The following is a 20,182-nucleotide window of genomic DNA, read 5'->3' as shown; positions in this document are numbered from 1 at the left end:
GGTTGGCGTACCGCCGTGCACGTGACGCATCTGTCGCTCGCCGACTTCCGCTCGTACGCCCGGGCCGAGGTGCCGCTCGGGCCCGGCGTCTCGACGTTCATCGGGCCGAACGGGCAGGGCAAGACGAACCTGGTGGAGGCCGTGGGCTATCTGGCGACGCTGGGCAGTCACCGGGTCTCCTCGGACACGCCGCTGGTTCGGGTCGGCGCCGAGCGTGCCGTGGTGCGGGCCGCGGTGACCGAGGGGGAGCGGAGCCAGCTGGTCGAGCTGGAGCTGAATCCCGGGCAGGCGAACCGGGCGCGGCTGAACCGTTCCGCCCAGGTGCGGCCGCGCGAGGTGCTGGGTGTGGTGCGGTCGGTGCTGTTCGCGCCCGAGGACCTGGACCTGGTGAAGGGCGATCCGGGCGGCCGGCGCCGGTTCCTCGACGAGCTGGTGACGGCCCGGGCGCCGCGCCTGGCGGGCGTGCGCTCCGACTACGACCGGGTGCTGCGGCAGCGGAACACGCTGCTGAAGTCGGCCGCGATGGCCCGGCGGCACGGCGGCCGGGGCATGGACCTGACGACGCTGGACGTGTGGGACCAGCACCTGGCGCGGGTGGGCGCGGACCTGCTGGCGCAGCGGCTCGGGCTGCTGGTCGCGCTGCGGCCGCTGGTGGACAAGGCGTACGAGCAACTGGCGCCGGGCGGTGGCGCGGTGGCGCTGGAGTACCGGTGGTCGCTGGGCGAGGAGGCGGGGGACGGCCCGGAGGACGTGGCGGTGGCGTCCCGCGAGGAGCTGTCGGAGCTGCTGCTCGCCGCGTTGGCGGCGGCGCGGACGCGGGAGATCGAGCGCGGCGTGACCCTGGTCGGTCCGCATCGGGACGACGTGCTGGTGCGGCTGGGGGAGCTGCCGGCGCGCGGGTACGCGAGCCACGGGGAGTCCTGGTCGCTGGCGTTGGCGCTGCGGCTGGCGTCGTACGGGCTGTTGAAGGACGAGGGGCCGGAGCCGGTGCTGGTGCTGGACGACGTGTTCGCGGAGTTGGACAGCCGGCGCCGGGAGCGGCTGGCGGAGCTGGTGGCGCAGGGCGAACAGGTGCTGGTGACGGCGGCGGTGGCGCAGGACGTGCCGGAGATGCTCGTGGGCGCGCGGTTCGCGGTGGCCGACGGGAGGGTCGAGCGTGACTGACGTGCCGGAGCCGCCCGACGCGGACCCCGCGCCCGGCGCCGGGTCGAGGAAGGAACCGGTCGGGGAACCCTCGGGGGTGGACCTGGCGCGCGTTGCGTTGCGGGCTGCGAAGGAGCAGGCGCGGGCGCGCGGTGCCGGCGCTCAACAGCGGCGGGAGGCGCGGCGCGGGGGTGGCCTGCGCTCGGGCGCGCGGCCCGGGGGTCGTGACCCGTTGCCGCTGGGGGCCGCGATGGAACGGCTGTCGGCGGAGCGGGGCTGGGAGATGCCGCTGGCGGTGGGGGGCGTGATGGGGCGTTGGCGGGAGCTCGTGGGGTTGGAGATCGCGCAGCACTGCATCCCGCTGACGTATGACGAGGACGCGCGCGTGTTGACGGTGCGGTGCGACTCGACGGCCTGGGCGACCCAGTTGCGGCTGCTCGCGCGGCAGCTGGTGGCCCGGGTGAACGCGGACGTCGGGGCGGGGTCCGTGCGGTCGATCAGGGTGGTGGGGCCCACCGCGCCCGGCGGCCGGGGCGGCGGGGCCTGGCGTGCGCCGGGCAGTCGCGGGCCCGGGGACACCTACGGCTGAGCCGGTTCGGGGGCCGCGGTCGCGGCCGCCCCGCCGCCTCCCGGCGCCGGTCAACGGCTGAGGCCGGAGTGACGTGGGTCACGTCGCGGAAGGTGACAGCCGGAAGCGCTGAGCGGCGCCGTGAGCGTTTCAGGAACCGGGTCTGTATATGGGGACCCACCCGTTGCGGGTTCAGGGCGGCACATACGGCACTGGGGGCCGGCAAACCCCCATTACGGTTGGCGCTCCGGGTAGACTGGAGCCACCGCCCCGTTGCGGACCATGTCGAACGACGCAGCCGCTCTCCCGCACCCTCCCCAGGTGCGTGACAGCCGGCTTGTGCTGTGCCAGAAAGGGCGCTTCGTGGCCGATTCCGGCGAATCCAACAAGAACACACCGGCCTCCGACGGGACGCCCGAGGTGCCCCCAGCCCGACCGTCGGCCGAGGGCATGCCCGACGCCGGCGACGGCGTTCCCCAGGGCGTTCCCGAGGACATGGAGCTTCCGTCGTACGACGCCAGCGCGATCACGGTGCTGGAGGGCCTCGACGCGGTGCGCAAGCGGCCCGGCATGTACATCGGGTCCACCGGCGAGCGCGGCCTGCACCACCTGGTCACCGAGGTCGTGGACAACTCGGTGGACGAGGCGCTGGCGGGCCACGCGGACACCATCGACGTGACGCTGCTGGCCGACGGCGGCGTCCGGGTCGTGGACAACGGGCGCGGTATCCCGGTGGACATCGTGCCGTCGGAGGGCAAGCCGGCGGTCGAGGTGGTGCTCACGGTGCTGCACGCCGGCGGCAAGTTCGGCGGCGGCGGGTACGCGGTCTCCGGCGGCCTGCACGGCGTGGGCGTCTCGGTGGTGAACGCGCTCTCGTACAAGGTCGCCGTGGAGATCCTCCGCGACGGCTACCGCTGGACCCAGGACTACAAGCTGGGCGTGCCCACCGCCCCCGTGGCGCGGAACGGCGAGACGTCCGAGACCGGCACCACGGTGACGTTCTGGGCGGACCCCGACATCTTCGAGACCACCGACTACTCCTTCGAGACGCTGTCCCGCCGCTTCCAGGAGATGGCCTTCCTGAACAAGGGGCTCACCATCTCGCTGACGGACGAGCGGGCGGCGGCCATGGAGACCGCGGGCGCGGACAGCGCGTCCGGGGACGGTGAGGGACAGCCGCGCTCGGTGACCTACCACTACGAGGGCGGCATCGCGGACTTCGTGCGCCACCTGAACTCCCGCAAGGGCGAGCCGGTGCACCCCTCGGTGATCGAGTTCGAGGCGGAGGACACCGAGCGCAAGATCTCCCTGGACATCGCGATGCAGTGGAACACCCAGTACAGCGAGGGTGTCTACAGCTTCGCGAACATCATCCACACCCACGAGGGCGGGACCCACGAGGAGGGGTTCAGGGCGGCGCTGACGAACCTGGTCAACCGCTACGCCAGGGACAAGAAGCTGCTGCGGGAGAAGGACGACAACCTCACGGGCGAGGACATCCGCGAGGGCCTGACGGCGATCATCTCGGTGAAGCTGAGCGAGCCCCAGTTCGAGGGGCAGACCAAGACCAAGCTGGGCAACACCGAGGCCAAGACGTTCGTGCAGAAGTCCGTCTACGACCGCTTCCAGGACTGGTTGGAGCGCAACCCCACGGAGGCCGCGGACATCGTCCGGAAGGGGATCCAGGCGGCCACCGCCCGGGTCGCCGCCCGCAAGGCCCGCGACCTGACCCGGCGCAAGGGCCTGCTGGAGACGGCCTCGCTGCCGGGCAAGCTCAGCGACTGCCAGTCCAACGACGCCGCCAAGTGCGAGATCTTCATCGTGGAGGGCGACTCCGCCGGCGGCAGCGCCAAGTCGGGACGGGACCCGCAGTACCAGGCGATCCTCCCGATCCGCGGCAAGATCCTGAACGTGGAGAAGGCCCGGATCGACAAGGTGCTGCAGAACACCGAGGTCCAGGCGTTGATCTCGGCGTTCGGCACCGGGATCCACGAGGACTTCGACATCACCAGGCTCCGCTATCACAAGATCATCCTGATGGCCGACGCCGACGTGGACGGCCAGCACATCAACACGTTGCTGCTGACGCTGCTGTTCCGTTTCATGCGCCCGCTGGTCGAGGCCGGCCACGTGTTCCTCTCCCAGCCGCCGCTGTACAAGATCAAGTGGACCAGGGACGAGTTCGAGTACGCGTACTCGGACCGGGAGCGCGACAGCCTGATCCAGCTCGGCCGGGAGCGCGGCCGGCGCATCCGTGAGGACTCGATCCAGCGCTTCAAGGGTCTGGGCGAGATGAACGCCGAGGAGCTGCGCATCACCACCATGGACATCGCCCACCGGGTGCTGCGCCAGGTGACGCTGGACGACGCGGCCGCGGCCGACGACCTGTTCTCGATCCTGATGGGCGAGGACGTGGAGGCCCGGCGGTCGTTCATCCAGCGCAACGCCAAGGACGTCCGGTTCCTGGACATCTGACCAGGCGGCCGGCCGGCCGGTCCGCTGACCGTCCGAGCAGCTGACCGTCCGGCCGGCCGACCCCGACCGGGCCCCACCCCCGCTCATCCCCGCCCGACGCGGCCCTCCGCACAGCCCCGAGAGGAAACCGGACACCACCGATGGCAGACGACATCACACCCCCCCAGCCGCCCGAGGACGAGGAGGGCACGGTGCGGATCGAGCCGGTCACGCTCGAGACGGAGATGCAGCGCTCCTACCTCGACTACGCGATGAGCGTGATCGTCTCCCGTGCGCTGCCCGACGTGCGCGACGGCCTGAAGCCGGTGCACCGCCGCGTGCTGTACGCGATGTACGACGGCGGCTACCGCCCGGAGCGCGGGTACTACAAATGCGCCCGGGTGGTCGGCGACGTGATGGGCACGTACCACCCCCACGGCGACACCTCGATCTACGACGCGCTGGTGCGGCTCGCGCAGACGTGGTCGATGCGGATGCCGCTGGTGGACTCCAACGGCAACTTCGGCTCGCCGGGCAACGACCCGGCCGCCGCGATGCGGTACACCGAGTGCCGGATGGCGCCGCTGGCCATGGAGATGCTCCGGGACATCGACGAGGAGACCGTCGACTTCCAGGACAACTACGACGGCCGCAACCAGGAGCCGACGGTCCTGCCGGCCCGCTTCCCGAACCTGCTGATCAACGGCTCGGCCGGCATCGCGGTCGGCATGGCCACGAACATCCCGCCGCACAACCTGCGCGAGGTGGCGGCCGGCGCCCAGTGGTACCTGGAGCACCCCGACGCCAGCCCCGAGGAACTGCTCGACGCGCTGATCGAGCGGATCAAGGGCCCGGACTTCCCCACCGGCGCCCTGATCGTCGGCCGCAAGGGCATCGAGGAGGCGTACCGCACCGGCCGCGGCTCGATCCCGATGCGCGCCGTGGTCGAGGTCGAGGAGATCCAGGCCCGGCAGTGCCTGGTGGTCACCGAGCTGCCCTACCAGGTGAACCCGGACAACCTGGCGTTGAAGATCGCGGAGCTGGTGAAGGACGGCCGGGTCAGCGGCATCGCCGACGTCCGGGACGAGACGTCCTCGCGCACCGGCCAGCGGCTCGTGATCGTGCTGAAGCGGGACGCGGTCGCCAAGGTGGTGCTGAACAACCTCTACAAGCACACAGACCTGCAGACCAACTTCGGCGCGAACATGCTGGCCCTGGTGGACGGCGTGCCGCGGACGCTGTCGCTCGACGCGTTCATCCGCTACTGGGTGGGCCACCAGATCGACGTCGTGGTGCGCCGCACCCGGTACCGGCTGCGCAAGGCCGAGGAGCGGGCGCACATCCTGCGCGGCCTGCTGAAGGCCCTGGACGCCATCGACGAGGTCATCGCGCTGATCCGGCGCAGCCAGACCGTCGACGAGGCGCGCACCGGCCTGATGGGCCTGCTGGCCATCGACGAGATCCAGGCCAACGCGATCCTGGAGATGCAACTGCGCCGGCTGGCGGCCCTGGAGCGGCAGAAGATCACCGCGGAGCACGACGAGCTGCAGGCCAAGATCGACGAGTACCAGGCGATCCTGGCCTCGCCGGTGCGGCAGCGCGGCATCATCAGCGCCGAGCTGGCGGCGATCGTGGAGAAGTTCGGCGAGGACCGGCGGACGGCGCTGGTGCCCTACGACGGCGACATGTCCATCGAGGACCTGATCGCCGAGGAGGACATCGTCGTCACGATCAGCCGCGGCGGCTACGTCAAGCGCACCAGGACCGACGACTACCGGGCGCAGAAGCGCGGCGGCAAGGGCGTGCGCGGCACCAAGCTGCGCGAGGACGACATCGTCGACCACTTCTTCGTCTCCACCACGCACCACTGGCTGCTGTTCTTCACCAACAAGGGCCGGGTCTACCGGGCCAAGGCGTACGAGCTGCCGGACGCGGGCCGCGAGGCGCGCGGGCAGCACGTGGCGAACCTGCTGGCGTTCCAGCCGGACGAGCGGATCGCGGAGATCCTCGCCATCCGGGACTACGAGGCGGCGCCGTACCTGGTGCTGGCGACGAAGTCGGGCCTGGTGAAGAAGACGGCGCTGAAGGACTACGACTCGCCGCGCTCGGGCGGCGTCATCGCGATCAACCTGCGCGAGATGCTCGACGGCCGGGACGACGAGCTCATCGGCGCGGAGCTGGTCAGCTCGGAGGACGATCTGCTGCTGATCAGCCGGAAGGCGCAGTCGATCCGGTTCACGGCGACGGACGAGGCGCTGCGGCCCATGGGCCGGGCCACCTCGGGCGTGAAGGGCATGAGCTTCCGCGAGGGCGACGAGCTGCTGTCGATGAACGTGGTGCGTGCCGGCACCTACGTGTTTACCGCCACGGACGGCGGGTACGCCAAGCGGACTCCGGTCGACGAGTACCGGGTGCAGGGCCGCGGCGGCCTCGGCATCAAGGCCGCGAAGATCGTCGAGGACCGCGGTTCGCTGGTCGGGGCGCTGGTGGTGGAGGCCGCCGACGAGATCCTGGCCATCACGTTGGGCGGTGGAGTGATCCGCACGCGGGTCAACGAGGTCCGCGAGACGGGCCGTGACACCATGGGCGTTCAGCTGATCAACCTGGGGAAGCGGGACGCCGTGGTCGGCATCGCCCGCAACGCCGAGGCGGGCCGCGAGGCCGAGGAAGTCGAGGCTGAAGTCGATGAAGGCTCCGAGACCGGAGTTCCGGCAACGCCCGCGGCAGCGCTCGCGGACGAGCCCACCGCGGAGACCGGCGTGGGTGCCGGCGAGGACGCGGCGGGGCAGGGCGACGACGAGGAGTAGCGTGTGACCACGGTCGGTGAAGGGCACCGTTCCCCAGCCCTCGGGCGGGGGGACGGCGCCCCGGCGGCACCGAGCACGACCGGCCGACGCCCGCGTTCCGCGGCGCCGGCCGGCCCGGGCCGGCGCGCCGCCGGGTCCCCGAGCATTCCCCAGACGACGCGACCCGTGGGGGGCCCACGATGACCAGTGCCAGACCGGTGGACCCGTACGGCCAGGGCTCGGGATATCCACAGCAGGACGAGCAGCGCTACCACCCGCCGCAGGCGTACCCGGCCCCGCCCGGCGCCCCGCCCTCGGCGGGCCAGGCGGCCCCCGCCGCGCCCTCCACTCCCCCGCCGGGCCCGTCGGCCCCGTCGGCCAGGGGTGGCACTCAGGGGGGCCAGGGGGGCACCCAGGGCGGTCAGGGCGTGCGCCGCCCCCGCACCGGCGCCCGCACGGTGCCGCGCACCCGCAAGGCGCGGCTGCGGGTGGCGAAGGCGGACCCGTGGTCGGTGATGAAGGTCAGCTTCCTGCTGTCGATCGCGCTCGGCATCTGCACGATCATCGCCGTCGCCGTGCTGTGGATGGTGATGGACGCGATGGGCGTCTTCTCCACCATCGGCGAGACGATCAGCGAGGCCACGGAGACCGACACGGACAGCGGCTTCGACCTGGAAGCGTTCCTGTCGCTGCCGCGGGTTGTGCTGTTCACCTCGGTGATCGCCGTGATCGACGTGGTGCTGGCCACGGCGCTGGCGACGCTGGGCGCGTTCATGTACAACATCTCGGCCAGCTTCGTCGGCGGCATCGAGGTCACGCTGGCGGAGGACGAGTAGCGAACGGCCGCCTCCCGGCCGGCACCCGGGAGGCACCGGAACCGATTTGGGCCCGGGGACGCCGATGCGCTAGCCTTTCCCGTGCGTACGGGGCTATAGCTCAGATGGTTAGAGCGCATCCCTGATAAGGATGAGGCCACAGGTTCAAGTCCTGTTAGCCCCACCAGTCAAAACGCCCCCGGTCGCTTCCGACCAGGGGCGTTTGACATCTACGCGTGACATCAGCCGGGCGGTTTCTCGCCTTCCAGCAGCCCCGCCAGCAGCGCGGCGGCGGCCCGCTGGTCGTCATCCACAACGTGTGTGTGATGTCGAGCGTCATCCGGATCTGACTGTGCCGGAGAATCGCCTGCGCCGCCTTGGGGTGCACCTTCAGGAAGGCGAGCAGCGTCCCGCACGTGTGCCGAGCCAACCGCACCGTGATCCGCCGTACCGGCGCGTGCGACACCAGCGTCTCGAACGTCCGGGAGAAGCCCCGCGGCTCGATCAGCCCGCCGTGCCGCTCGGAGAAGACGACGTCCTCGTCCGCCTACTGATGCCAGCGCTTCCCTGCTGCCTCCTTCTCCTCGCCCTGGGCCCTGCTGCTCAGGAGTGGCTCAGCTTGTCCGCCCTGGGCCGTGCGAACTCGCTGGTTGAGCGAGGGGTCGGTGCGGGAAGCTGCATGCGTGATCGAGCGAGAGGCCGCCGTTCGGGCTGTCGAGGACCAGCTGGCACGCGACTATCAGCAGTGGCGGGCTGCGGGGGTGGACGCGCTGCGGATGGCTGTGGTCGACGTTGAGGAGCACGAGCTGGTGTGGATCGTCTCCTGGAACTCCGAGGAGTTCGTACGCACGCGAAACCCGGAGTTCATGCTGGCCGGTAACGGGCCTTACCTGGTCGACCGTGTCGACGGTGGACTGCACCGGGTCGGCGTCGTCTCCGCGGTAACCGGGGAGTGGGAGGCCGACTATCGGGCCCGGATACGTGGGCTGCCGGTGCGCACCGCAGTAGACGATCTCCACGATGCGCTGTGCGAAGTCGCCGCTGCGCGCGGACGTGTGCACGCTGTGCGGACACTGCGTCAGAGACTGCCGATGTTCTCGCCTGCGGAGGCCATCGAGTATGTGAGCGCCTTGCTGGAAGGTGATGCGCCCGCGCGTCTCGTGGCCGTCGCCACCGAAGAGCTCGTGGAGCCTCTCAACCCGGTACTTGCAGTGGAGACGGTTCTGGGCGGAGCGGAGATCCGAGCGGGTGGGAGACCCGAGGGGTGACGGGAAAGCCAGTCGGCATGCCGATCACGCACCCGATCCCGTTCCTCGGACGTGGCGAGGAGAACGTCGGCGCCACCGTCGTAGGGGTGGTGGATGCGCTGCAACGCACGATGACGGTGGAGGTGGAGGAGAAGGAGTTCTTCGATATCACTGGGAAGGGCACCACGCTTTTCCACCATTCCGCCGGGGCCGATGAGACGTCGCTCGGTTCCCAGCACGTGCGACAGTCCCAGACGTGGTTCGACAGCGGGTGGAGCGGCATCGCGTTCGAGCGGACGTCCGCGTGAGCGGCGGTGCCGGGGGCCCGGCCGGCGTCCTGCGTGGGGTGCGTCACCTGCTGGCGGACTTCGACGGGCCGGGCGGTGATCGTGGTCAGCAACAACGCGGCGCAGGCCATACAGGGCTACCTCGACAAGCATGCGCTCACGTCGCGGGTGCGGGGCGTGGTCGGGCGGGTTCCCGGGGAACCGGCGTCCATGAAGCCGAGTCCGCGGCTGCTGCTCGATGCCATGGGCACGAGCCCGGCGTCGGAGTACGTGTTCCTCGGGGACGCGGTGCGCGACGTCGAAGCCGGTCACGCCGCCGGGGTGCCCACCATCGGGTACGCGAACAAGCCTCGGAAGGTGCGGGCGCCGTCGCGGTCTACGAGTCGCTGCTACCCGTGGCGGAAGCACTGGCGGCGGTCGAGCCGCACTGACATCACCTGATGTCCACAGGTGACACCAACATCTGTGGACAGTGGAGCACGCGGCCGGACGTGCCGGGAATCGGCGTTCGGGGCACCCCTCGGAATTGCGTCGTCACTCCGGGGAAGCGGTGCGGATGGATCGACCTGATAAGGATGAGGCCACAGGTTCAAGTCCTGTTAGCCCCACCCGTGAGCATGTGTGACGACCCCTCGGCCGAGATCGGCCGGGGGTTTTCGTGTGGTGGGGGAGATGCGGACTCCGGCCGCATGGGGAAGGACACGTTTGGGTATCATCGGGCGCCAGATGTTTCGATCACGTTGAAGAAGGACGAGGTAGCGCGGTGAAGAAGCTCCTCCTGGTCGCCCTGGCCGCCATCGGCGGTCTCCTTGTCTACCGCCAGATCCAGGCGGACAAGGCCGAGCAGGACCTGTGGACGGAGGCGACCGACTCCGTGCCGACCGGCTCCGGCTCCACGGGTTCCTGACCCTGAAATCCCCCACACTTCCGCACGTCTCGGGCGTGCGTGGCCCCGGGCCCCGGCCGCAGCGCGCGGTGCGGGGCCTGCGGGTGGGCCAGCGGGGCGGTCAGCCCTGGTGGCTCTCGTAGTGCTCGATGGCCTCGCGGGTCCTGGCCACGCCGTAGACGCGGAGGAACTCGGCGAGCTCGGGGTGGCTGTCGGCCAGCAGGCGGGCGGCGGCCTGGATCTCGGTGGCGTCGGAGACCGCCCTGAGCAGTGCCTGGATCTCCCGGACGATGCGCTTGCTGGGGTTCGCCGGGACGCCGAGGGTGCTGGACCGGGTGGCGGCCGAGTTCGGGTTGAGGACGTTGCCGCCGGCGGTGCGGCGGATCTCCTCCATGGCGGCGGTGGCCTCGGCCGCGCTCACCCGCCCGGCGCGCACCTCAGCGGCCAGGTCCTGGAGCGAGCGGACGCGTTGCACCACGGCCGGGTTGCCGATCTTCGCGCGCTGCCCGCTCATCAGCTGGGACAGCATCGGCGCGGACAGCCCCAGGACGACGGCCAGCCGGGCCTGGTTGAGGCCGAGGTCGGCGATCAGTCGTCGGAAGAGCGTCCCCAGGGGTTCGCCGTACCAGGTCGTCTGCTGTTCCCTGGCCTTCTCGGTGGCCTCCTGGTGGCTTACGTCCATGGTCTCTCCCCTGTTCTCCCCGGTCGCTTCACCTGAGCGAAGTTGCGCGTCATCCTACGGACGGAGCGCCGCCCGGGGCGATACCCGGTCGGAATCCAGCCGGAATATTGGGTACCCTGGGCGTCGGTCCGAAACGGGCCGCGGGGCCTTAGCTCAGTTGGTAGAGCGCTGTCTTTGCATGGCAGATGTCAGGAGTTCGACTCTCCTAGGCTCCACCGCGCGCATCGCGGGCCGGACGGCCCGCGGTGGTGACGCGGACCTCCTCCCGCCCCGAGCCGCCCCCCGATCGACGGGCCCGGCACCGGGGCCGTTTGCGTTGGAGAGCGGTGCGCCCGGCGGGTGGGATGCCCGGGTCGTCCGGCAAGCCGTCCGGAAGTCGTCCCTGGGGCTGTGGGGGCTTTCTGATACCCGGAACCGGCGCCCGTTCCAGTACTCGGGGAAAGCGTTGACACAGGATTCACCTTTCCGCAGCCTGCAACAGGCTTCGACCGCCCGGTGCCCACCAACGACCGGTGGTCGTCCCTGGCCTTCAAGCGCCACGCCGACAACCCCTACCCCCAACCGATGTACGGCCACCCGCTGAGCTACCGGGCCGTCGCCGGCGGCCTGGAGGTCGGCTACCCCACGGAGCCGACCGTCGTCGGCGAGGGACAGCAGTACGAGTACGCCAACACCCAGCCCTCACCCTCGGCGTCGCCGGGCTCGACTCCCCCGACACCGCGGTCGACGACTGGTCCGACTGGACCGTCACGCCCTACTGGGCGGACCCCGACCAGACGTTCCGCGCCACCATCGGCCACGGCGGCCCGTACGTCTGCGCCGAGGCCACCGGTGGCGCCGCGCGGCTCACCACCGCCGCGCTGTCCGAGGTCGAGGGTCTGGACCGGGCGCGGCTCACCGCGTTCGTCAACGAGGAGGCTGACGCCGCCGATCCGTTCGACGGCGCCACCGACACCTACTGGACCGGCAAGGCGTTCGACCGGCTCGCCCAACTGGTGCCGATCGCCGAGCAGGTGGGCGCGACCGAGGCCCAGGAGACGCTGCTGGCGGCGATCAGGGCGCGGCCGGAGGAGTGGTTCACGGTGGGCCGGCCCGGTCGAGTTCTCCTATGACGCGGAGTGGTCCGCGCTCACCGGCCACCCCGCCTCCTACGGCAGCGACACCGAGCTGAACGGCCATCACTTCCACTACTCCTACCACGTGATGGCCGCCGCCGTGGTCGCCGTGGTCGCCCAGCACGGGCGGCATGGTCGAGGAGTTGGTCAGGGACGCGGCAAACCCGGTCCGCGACGACGACCGTTACCCCCTCCTCCGCGGCTTCGACGTCTACGCCGGACACAGCTGGGCGTCCGGGCACCAGGGCTTCGCCGCCGGCAACAACCAGGAGCCTTCCTCCGAGTCGATCAACCTCAGCGCCGCCCTGGTGCCGTGGGGTTCGGCCACCGGCGACACCGAGCTGCGCGATCTCGGCGTCTACCTGCCGACCACCGAGTCGGAGTCGATCAGGCAGTACTGGTTCGACGCCGACAGGAGGTGTTCCCCGAGGGCTTCCAGCACGACACGCTCGGCATGGTGTGGAGCAACGGCGGCGCCTCCAGCACCTGGTGAACCGCCAATCCGGAGGAGATCCACGGCATCAACGTGCTGCCGGTGACCGGCGGCCTCGCTGCACCTGGCCGCCGATCCGGCCGTGATCGACCGCAATCTGGCCGAGATGGAGCGGGAGAACGGCGGCCCGGGCGGCCTACGACGCGGACGGCGGGGCGTACGCGCCGGAGGCGGGTGAGTCGCGGGCGCACGTCCATCACTGGATTCACACGCTCGCCACGACCGGCGCCCCGGACACGCCGATCACCGCCGACAGCCCGACCGCCGCGGCCTTCTCGACGAGCGGTGACGGCGGGACGGTGACGTACGCCGCGCACAACCACGGCGACGCCGAACAGACGGTGACGTTCTCCGACGGCGCCCAACTCGTGGTCCCGGCCGCTCCTCGGCCAGCCGGACCGGCTGACCGGCCCCGACCGGGCCCGCCACGCGGCCCTCCACCCGGCCCAGCACACGGTCTTCACATGAGGAGACGCGCCGCCGACCCGGTCTTGACCGGGTCGGCGGGCGCCCCTAGCGTTACGCGGCCAGACCGCAGGGACGCCATGGCCGTGATCCCGGGTGGGGGCACCTCCCAGGCCGTCAGGTCCTGGGCGGAGGGGGTACCGAGGGAGGTCACCGGCCGGGCCCGGATCCGGGAGCCGACGATGGAACAACGCACGGGCATGACCCGCAGGACCGCGCTGCGCGCCGCGGGCGCGGCGGCCGGCGCCGCGGCGCTCGCCACACCCGCCGGCGCCACACCCCGCGCCGGGGGCGCGCCGGCCCAGCCGGTGCTCGGCGCGCGGGGCGTGCGCCTCCTGGAGGTGGACGGGCTGACGTTCAAGGACCTGGCCAAGGACGGGGTGCTCCGGCCCTACGCGGACTGGCGGCTGCCCGCCGCGGACCGGGCCAGGGACCTGGTGGCGCGGATGACGCTGGCCGAGAAGGTCGGCACGATGGTGCATCCGGTGGCCGCCAACTCCGAGACCGGCTACCACTTCGACGACGTACCCGAGGGCGCGCCGCCGTACGAGGTGGCGCTCCGCCCCGGCATCGCCGACCTGCACGTCACCTCGTTACTGTCCCGACTCGCCGCCGACGCCGCCGTGCTGGCCACCGAGCACAACGCCGCCCAGGAGATCGCCGAGGGCACCCGGCTCGGCATCCCGGTCAGCTTCAGCAGCGACCCGCGGAACCGGTTCTCCGCGACCGCCGGGCAGAGCGTCGGCGCGGGCGCGTTCACCCGCTGGCCCGGCACCCTGGGCTTCGCCGCGATCGGCGACGCCGCCCTGGTCCGGGAGTTCGCCGACACGTGCCGCCGGGAGTACCAGGCGGTCGGCCTGTTCGTCGCGCTGTCGCCGCAGGCCGACCTGGCCACGGAGCCGCGCTGGAGCCGGGTGGACGGCACGTTCGGCGAGCGGGTCACCCCCGTCGCCGAGCTGACCGCCGCCTACCTCGCCGGGTTCCAGCACGGTGAGCGGGGCCTCGGCCCGGACAGCGTGGTCGGCGTCGTCAAGCACTTCGCCGGCTACGGCGCCGCGCTGAACGGCTACGACAGCCACTACGCGTACGGCAGGTACGCGGTGTTCCCGGGCGACGAGTTCGCCACCCACCTGCGCCCGTTCCGCCGGGCGGTGGCCGCCGGCGCCGGCTCGGTCATGCCCACCTACTCGATCCTGCGCGACCTCACGCTCGCCGGCCGGCCGCTGGAGCAGGTCGGCGCCGCGTTCAACCGGCAGCTGCTGACCGAACTGCTGCGCGGGGAACTGGGCTTCGACGGCGTCATCCTGACCGACTGGCAGGTGACCCGCGATCCGGCGGCGACGGAGAACGACTCGACCGGCGGCAAGCCGTGGGGGGTCGAGGACCTTACCGAGCGGCAGCGTTTCGTCAAGGCGATCCGGGCCGGGGTCGACCAGTTCGGCGGCACCACGCACGCCCACCACATCGCCGGCGCGGTCCGGGACGGCGCGGTCGACGAGACCAGGATCGACGAGTCGGTGTACCGGATCCTGCTGCAGAAGTTCCAGCAGGGGCTCTTCGAGAACCCCTACCGCGACGTGGCGGCCGCCACCCGGATCGTCGGCAACGCCGAGTTCCTCGCGGCGTCCCGGCGCGCCCAGCAACGCTCGGTCGTGCTGTTGGAGAACCGGGGGTCGCTGCTGCCGCTGGCGAGCGGCGCCCGCACCGTCTTCGCGCGCGGCGTCGCCGCGGAGGCGCTGGCCGACCGCGGCATGACCGTCACCGACGAGCTGGACCGCGCCGACCTGGCGATCCTCCGCATCGGCGCGCCGTCCTCCGGCGACCACGGCACCGACCTGGACTTCAAGCCGGACAACGCCGACCTGAAGGCGGTGGTCGCCGCGGCGGCCGCGGTGCCCACGGTCGTGGCGATCGAGCTGGACCGCCCGGCGATCCTGACCGGCGTGCGGGAGCGGGCCGACGCGCTGGTGGCCCATTTCGGCCTCACCGACGAGGCGTTGCTCGACGTGCTCACCGGCGACGCGGCCCCCGCCGGCGCGCTGCCGTTCGAACTCCCCGCGTCGATGACCGCGGTGCGCGCCCAACACCCCGACGTCGCCTGCGACTCGGCCGAGCCGCTCTACCCGTACGGCTACGGGCTGAGCTACGGCGACGCCTGAGCTGGGACCCCTCCCGGAGACCGGCGCTACGGTGCGTCGCATGACCAGTACGGAGAGGATCGCCATCGGTGCGGCGGCGCTGCTCGGCGTCGTCGCCTGCGCGGGAGCCGCGGGCCCCGCCGCCGCCAGCCACGCCGCCACCCCCGCCGCCGACGCGACGGGGGCCGCGGAGTGCACGCTGCGGGTGCCGACGCCGGACGACGCCGAGCGGGCCGAGCCGGGCGACGTGGTCTGCTTCACCGCCGACCTCGCGGACGAGCGGCTCGTCATCACCCACGGCGGCACCGCCGAGCGGCCCATCACCTACGCGGGCGACGGCGCGGCCGTGGACGGCATCACCATCGAGGCGGACCACGTCGTCGTCGAGGGCTACCGGGCGGAGCGGCCCGAGGCGCCCGGCGTGGTGATGGAGGGCGACGGCATCACCCTGCGGGGCGTCACCGTGACCAGCCCGGAGGGCGGCGACGGCGACGGCATCCGGTTCTTCGGCGACGAGCTGCGGATCCTGGACAACGTCGTCACCGACACCGAGAACACCGAAGGACGGCACGCCGACTGCATGCAGACCTACTCCGACGACTCGCCGCCCAGCCGGAACGTGCTGATCGAGGGCAACCGCTGCGAGGGCGTGGACAACATGGGGCTGATGGCCGAGGGGCCGAACGACGGGGAGGGCGACGGCGAGGGCACCACTTCGGACTTCGTCATCCGCGACAACTGGTTCGAGACGCTGGACGCCTCCCAGGCGCTGATGTTCGAGGACGTGCAGAACGTCACGATCACCGGCAACACCTTCGCCGCGCCCACCCACCACGCCATCGGCCTGGCCATCGGCTCGACGGGGGCGCACGTCGGCGAGAACGAGTACGACCCCGGCATCGGCTACGAGGTCGGCATCGACGAGTCGTCACTGCCGGGCTACGAGGGCCCCGAGCCGGGCGGCGAACCGTGAGCCGCGGCCCCACCGCCCGGCGACACGGCAGCGGACACGGCAGCGGACACGAGGAGAGGAACACCAGGTGACACACCCACGAAGGAATCGGCGCGCGCGGCCCACGGGGGTGGCCGCGCTCGCCCTGGCCGTCGGGCTGACGGGCACGCTCGCCGCGGCCGGCGCCGCCGCCACCGACGACACCGGCGCCGGGCCGACCCGGGTGGTCGAGGTCGGCACCGCCGAGGAGCTGACCGACGCGCTGGCCGACGCCCAGCCGGGCGACACCATCCGGCTGGCACCCGGCGCCTACGATGGCACCTTCTTCGCCACCGCCCAGGGCACCGCCGAACAGCCCATCACGCTGACCGGCCCTCGCGACGCGGTGCTCTCCAACGCCGACGGCGGCTGCGACCCGACCGACGAACCCGGCGACAGCGTCAACTACTGCGGCTACGGCCTGCACCTCAACCACGCCGCCCACTGGGAGCTCTCCGGCTTCGCGGTCACCGACTCGGCCAAGGGCATCGTCCTGGACGACACGAACCACGTGCTCATCGACGGCGTCGAGATCTCCGAGACCGGCGCCGAGGCGGTGCACTTCCGCGCCTCCAGCTCGGACAACGTCATACGGAACTCGACGATCCACGACACCGGCCTGGAACAGCCGCAGTACGGCGAGGGCATCTACTTCGGCTCCGCCGTGAGCAACTGGCCCCAGTACGGCGAGGACGGCGGCGAGGGCCCGGACCGCAGCGACCGCAACCAGGCGCTGAACAACACCGTCGGGCCCGACGTCACGGCCGAGGCCGTGGACGTCAAGGAGGGCACCGAGGGCGGCGTGGTGCGCGGCAACACCTTCGACGGGCACGGCATCACCGGCGAGAACTACGCCGACTCCTGGCTGGACATGAAGGGCAACGGCTACCTCGTCGAGGGCAACATCGGCACCTTCGACGGCGACGGCGAACTCCTCGACGGCCACCAGGTGCACTCCGTGGTCGACGGCTACGGCTGCGGCAACTCCTTCCGCGGCAACGACTCCGACCTCGGCGGCGCGGAGGGATACGCCATCCACCTCCCCGACCACGCCGACTGCGACGCCGACCCGAACGTCGTCTACGACGACAACACGGTCACCGACGCCGGCAGCGGCCTGACCAACATCGAGGTCACCCCGGCGGGGACCGACGGCTCCTGATCTTCACCAACCGCGACGCCCTGTGCGAGTACGGTGAAGTACCCCTCGGTAGCGGCTGTTGACGGCACAAACACCGGGTGCCTGACCCCCCACCCCACTATGTTCGGGACACGCCGCGAGGAAGCGGCGCGAACGTCGGACCGGGGTGGGGGAACAGTGCTACCAGGGCACAGGATCGCCGATCGCTACACGCTGCTGCGGGTGATCGGGAAGGGCCGGAGCGGCGAGGTCTGGCTGGCCCTCGACGAGTCGTCGGACCTGGAGGTCGCCCTGAAGCCCTGCCGGATCGAGGGCGACGGCGCCGGCATCGAGCGATTACCCGGCGAGGCGCGGGCGATGGAGAAGTTCCGGGACCATCCGCACGTCGTCGATTACCTGCACGATCCGGTGCCGATGGCCCTGGCCGACGGGCGGGGTTGGTGGCTCGTCATGGAGTTCCTCCCCGATGGCAGCCTGGACGGGCGATCGGGGATGGAGCCACGGCTCGCCGCCCGCTACGGCGCACAGATCGCGGCGGCCCTCGAGGCCCTCCACGCCGAACACCTGGTGCACTGCGACGTCAAGCCCGCCAACATCGGCGTGGCCGAGAACGGTCACGCCAAGCTGTTCGACTTCAGCGCCGCGTACCGGATGCGGCTCGACCAGACCGTCAGCCGCAACGGCCAGACCACCTTCACCCCGTGCTACGCCCCCGCCGAGCTGGCCTCTGGTGGCGTCCCCGCGCCGCGTTCGGACGTCTACTGCCTGGGCGCGACGCTCCAGGAGCTGGTCACGGGCAGGCCGCCCTGCGCGATGTGTGAGGAGCACGAGACCGTGTCGCCGCACCAGGGTGATCGACTGGGGCCGCTGCGCGAGGTGGTCGCGGCGTTGCTCCAGGAACGGGCCGGCGACCGGCCGACCGCCGCGGAGACCAGATCGTGGCTGGCCACCGTCGCCGAGACCGGACAGGCTCCTCCCGAGGTGCTGCGGGATCCTCCGTACGGGCCGGAGCGGTCCGCGCCGCCGACGCCGGGGAGGCGGACCGTGCCCTCACCGGGAAACGCCGGGCCCCGGCCGCGGCCGAGGCGCCGCCGGCGGGTCGTGGTGGCCGGCGGTGCGGCGGTGGTCGTGCTGTCCGGGCTCGGCGCGACCTGGGCGTGGGACTGGTCCCGCGACGACGCCGACCCCTCCCCGTACCTCTCGCCCTCGCCCTTCATCGGCGACGAACGCACCGTCGATCCCTGCGTGCTGACGGACGAGGAGGTCCTCAGCCGCTTCGGCGACACCCGTCTCGACCGGGACTACGGCTATTTCGCGCGGTGCGACGTGCTCGTGAACCCGGGCGAGGACGCCGAGGTCGACGTCCAGGTGATCCTCGCCGACGGGCCGGAGGCGGAGACGATGGAGGTCGTCGCCACGGTCGGGGACGTCACCGTGCTGGGGACGGAGTCCGAGGAGGACGAGTGCCAACGCGTCGTGGTGCCTCCGGGGGGCGACGACGTGAGCGTCGAGATCGTCGCCGAGGGCGCGGACGGCGAGGCCGCCCTGTGCGCGATGGCGGACGCGGCCGCCAGGAGCGCCGCCGAGGTGCTCGAAACGGCCGACGGGCCGCTGCGGCGCCGCTCCCCCGAGCCGCCGGACGAGTCGCTCGTCTGGCAGGACGCCTGCACCGTGGTCGACCAGGAGACGCTCGCCGCCGCGGACCTCGTCGCCGCCGAGGCCGACGACAACTTCGGAGGGTGGTCGTGCAGCTGGCCGGCCCCGAACGACGGATGGGCCGAGGTCGACTTCAACCGCGAGCTCCCGGTGACCGCGGAGGACGGCGAGCTGATCCGCCTCTCGGGACACGACGCCGCGCTGGCGGTCGAGGGGTACGGCCCGGACACCTGCCTGGTCACCCTGGAGCACCGCGAGATCGACAACGAGGACGGCGGCGAACTGGCCGAGGTGCTGCAGATCGCGGTCGGCGGGTCAGAACCGATGGACGACCTCTGCGCCGACGCCACCGACCTCGCGGCCTCGGCCGCCGCCGCGCTGCCGACGGCGTAGCTGGGAGGGCTCCCGCCCGGCGGCGGCATCCTGCAACGGCCCCGGGCACCGCCCAGGACCACACGCACCCCCTCGCGGGATCGGAGAAACCGGACATGGACATGAGGGAACCCCCCAGCAGCCTCGCCTGGCTCGACGACGCCGCGGCCCGCCATCCGGGCACGCTCTACGCCCGTTCGATCGCCGGCACGGTACGGGTCGTCGAACCCCGGCCGGGACACACCGTCCGCTTCGGCCGCAACCGGCCCGAGGAGGACCCCGAGGTCGACCTGGCGGTCGGGTTCGACGACGAGGCGGTGAGCCGCCGGCACGGCGAGCTGACGTTCGCGCGCGGCCACTGGTCGCTGCGGAACATCGGTCAGCAGGTGGTCCGGCTGCCGCGCGGCCGGCTGGTCTTCGGCACCAGCGAGCCGGTCGACGTCGGGGTCGGCTACACGCCGCTTTTCGTCAAGGGCACCGGCTACCGCGAGCATCTGGTGGAGCTGTACGTGGCCGGCCACCGGGGGCGGATCAGCACGCCCGCTCCCGGCACGCCCACCGTGCGCCCCGAGCGGTGGCCGCTCGACGAGGAGCAGCGGCTCGTCCTGGTGACGCTGGGCCAGGACTACCTCCGCAACCAGCCGGATCCCCGCCCGTGGAGCTACCGCGAGGCGTCCGAGCTGCTCCGGGACCTGTACGGGAAGCAGGCGCCGAACAAGCGCCGGGTGGCGAAGGTCGCCACCGACGTGCGCGAGCGCCTGGGCGACAGCGGACGCTTTCCGTACAAGCTCAGGCGGGAGGATCCGGGGGATCCCTGCGACAACAACCTGCTGCACAACCTCATCACCGGCCTCGTCGAGTCGACCACCCTGGTGCCGACGCATCTGGTGCTGCTGGACGGCGAGGAGCCGGGCTGAGCGGGGGTGGGACCAGTCCCGGAGCG

Annotated in this window: 15 protein-coding genes, 2 tRNA genes and 1 pseudogene; 17 read left to right on the top strand and 1 reads right to left on the bottom strand. The window is 71.8% G+C overall.

Translation table 11 applies throughout. From position 1 onward, the window contains the following. Nucleotides 1-15 precede the first annotated feature (15 nt). From recF to ABGB06_RS13795, 10 genes are all read left to right on the top strand, one after another. On the top strand, nt 16-1,164 hold the full coding sequence (recF, locus tag ABGB06_RS13840; protein ID WP_347588845.1) for a DNA replication/repair protein RecF: 1,149 nt from the start codon (nt 16-18) through the stop codon (nt 1,162-1,164). A 76-nt stretch (nt 1,165-1,240) separates the two neighbouring features. Continuing rightward, complete coding sequence (locus ABGB06_RS13835) at nt 1,241-1,732, top strand: DciA family protein (RefSeq protein ID WP_347589190.1); 492 nt, start codon at nt 1,241-1,243, stop codon at nt 1,730-1,732. Nucleotides 1,733-2,050: 318 nt separating this feature from the next. After that, entirely contained in the window at nt 2,051-4,186 is a 2,136-nt protein-coding gene (gene gyrB, locus ABGB06_RS13830) for a DNA topoisomerase (ATP-hydrolyzing) subunit B (protein WP_347589188.1), read from the top strand. Nucleotides 4,187-4,326: 140 nt separating this feature from the next. Continuing rightward, entirely contained in the window at nt 4,327-6,972 is a 2,646-nt protein-coding gene (gene gyrA, locus ABGB06_RS13825) for a DNA gyrase subunit A (RefSeq protein ID WP_347588843.1), read from the top strand. 179 nt (nt 6,973-7,151) lie between these two features. Next, complete coding sequence (locus tag ABGB06_RS13820; RefSeq protein WP_347588841.1) at nt 7,152-7,787, top strand: DUF3566 domain-containing protein; 636 nt, start codon at nt 7,152-7,154, stop codon at nt 7,785-7,787. 89 nt (nt 7,788-7,876) lie between these two features. Next, nucleotides 7,877-7,953, top strand: a tRNA-Ile gene (locus ABGB06_RS13815). Between the two features lie 496 nt (nt 7,954-8,449). Further along, nucleotides 8,450-9,034: a YrhB domain-containing protein gene (locus ABGB06_RS13810; protein ID WP_347588839.1), complete on the top strand. Its 585-nt coding sequence runs from the start codon at nt 8,450-8,452 to the stop codon at nt 9,032-9,034. Between the two features lie 17 nt (nt 9,035-9,051). After that, complete coding sequence (locus tag ABGB06_RS13805; protein ID WP_347588837.1) at nt 9,052-9,321, top strand: hypothetical protein; 270 nt, start codon at nt 9,052-9,054, stop codon at nt 9,319-9,321. A gap of 75 nt (nt 9,322-9,396) precedes the next feature. Continuing rightward, nucleotides 9,397-9,741 (top strand): HAD hydrolase-like protein, encoded by a 345-nt coding sequence (locus ABGB06_RS13800; protein ID WP_347588835.1) that lies wholly within the window; start codon nt 9,397-9,399, stop codon nt 9,739-9,741. A 322-nt stretch (nt 9,742-10,063) separates the two neighbouring features. Next, nucleotides 10,064-10,207 carry a DLW-39 family protein gene (locus tag ABGB06_RS13795; protein WP_347588833.1) on the top strand — a complete coding sequence of 48 codons (144 nt, stop codon included), beginning with the start codon at nt 10,064-10,066 and terminating at the stop codon, nt 10,205-10,207. A gap of 100 nt (nt 10,208-10,307) precedes the next feature. Here ABGB06_RS13795 and ABGB06_RS13790 read toward each other — a convergent pair whose 3' ends face one another. After that, complete coding sequence (locus ABGB06_RS13790; RefSeq protein WP_347588831.1) at nt 10,308-10,868, bottom strand: DNA-binding protein; 561 nt, start codon at nt 10,866-10,868, stop codon at nt 10,308-10,310. A gap of 142 nt (nt 10,869-11,010) precedes the next feature. On the opposite strand from ABGB06_RS13790, the gene ABGB06_RS13785 reads away from it, so the two are divergent. The 7 genes and pseudogenes from ABGB06_RS13785 to ABGB06_RS13755 all read left to right on the top strand — a co-directional run bounded on the left by ABGB06_RS13785 (nt 11,011) and on the right by ABGB06_RS13755 (nt 20,156). After that, nucleotides 11,011-11,083, top strand: a tRNA-Ala gene (locus ABGB06_RS13785). A gap of 271 nt (nt 11,084-11,354) precedes the next feature. Further along, nucleotides 11,355-12,856: pseudogene (locus ABGB06_RS13780) on the top strand (glycosyl hydrolase); the annotation flags it as partial. Nucleotides 12,857-13,123: 267 nt separating this feature from the next. Next, a complete protein-coding gene (locus tag ABGB06_RS13775) occupies nt 13,124-15,100 on the top strand; it encodes a glycoside hydrolase family 3 N-terminal domain-containing protein (RefSeq protein ID WP_347589186.1) in 1,977 nt (658 codons plus the stop codon). Between the two features lie 40 nt (nt 15,101-15,140). Further along, nucleotides 15,141-16,052, top strand: a complete 912-nt coding sequence (locus tag ABGB06_RS13770) for a right-handed parallel beta-helix repeat-containing protein (RefSeq protein ID WP_347588829.1) — start codon at nt 15,141-15,143, stop codon at nt 16,050-16,052. A gap of 67 nt (nt 16,053-16,119) precedes the next feature. Beyond that, a complete protein-coding gene (locus ABGB06_RS13765; RefSeq protein WP_347588827.1) occupies nt 16,120-17,232 on the top strand; it encodes a right-handed parallel beta-helix repeat-containing protein in 1,113 nt (370 codons plus the stop codon). 156 nt (nt 17,233-17,388) lie between these two features. Further along, nucleotides 17,389-19,260 carry a serine/threonine-protein kinase gene (locus ABGB06_RS13760; protein ID WP_347588825.1) on the top strand — a complete coding sequence of 624 codons (1,872 nt, stop codon included), beginning with the start codon at nt 17,389-17,391 and terminating at the stop codon, nt 19,258-19,260. Between the two features lie 101 nt (nt 19,261-19,361). Continuing rightward, entirely contained in the window at nt 19,362-20,156 is a 795-nt protein-coding gene (locus ABGB06_RS13755; protein ID WP_347588824.1) for an FHA domain-containing protein, read from the top strand. Nucleotides 20,157-20,182: the final 26 nt, after the last annotated feature.

Origin of the sequence: Streptomyces sp. B6B3 (assembly GCF_039871525.1) — a bacterium.
Classification (GTDB): domain Bacteria; phylum Actinomycetota; class Actinomycetes; order Streptomycetales; family Streptomycetaceae; genus Streptomyces.
Note: the sequence above shows the minus strand (reverse complement) of the source record. Positions and strands in the feature narration are given on the sequence as shown.

Excerpts from the sequence above, each read along its gene's own strand:
- gyrA (WP_347588843.1), top strand. The coding sequence starts at position 4,327 with ATGGCAGACGACATCACACCCCCCCAGCCGCCCGAGGACGAGGAGGGC.
- ABGB06_RS13755 (WP_347588824.1), top strand. The coding sequence starts at position 19,362 with ATGAGGGAACCCCCCAGCAGCCTCGCCTGGCTCGACGACGCCGCGGCC.
- ABGB06_RS13790 (WP_347588831.1), bottom strand. The coding sequence starts at position 10,868 with ATGGACGTAAGCCACCAGGAGGCCACCGAGAAGGCCAGGGAACAGCAG.
- ABGB06_RS13770 (WP_347588829.1), top strand. The coding sequence starts at position 15,141 with ATGACCAGTACGGAGAGGATCGCCATCGGTGCGGCGGCGCTGCTCGGC.
- ABGB06_RS13805 (WP_347588837.1), top strand. The coding sequence starts at position 9,052 with ATGCCGATCACGCACCCGATCCCGTTCCTCGGACGTGGCGAGGAGAAC.
- ABGB06_RS13775 (WP_347589186.1), top strand. The coding sequence starts at position 13,124 with ATGGAACAACGCACGGGCATGACCCGCAGGACCGCGCTGCGCGCCGCG.
- ABGB06_RS13820 (WP_347588841.1), top strand. The coding sequence starts at position 7,152 with ATGACCAGTGCCAGACCGGTGGACCCGTACGGCCAGGGCTCGGGATAT.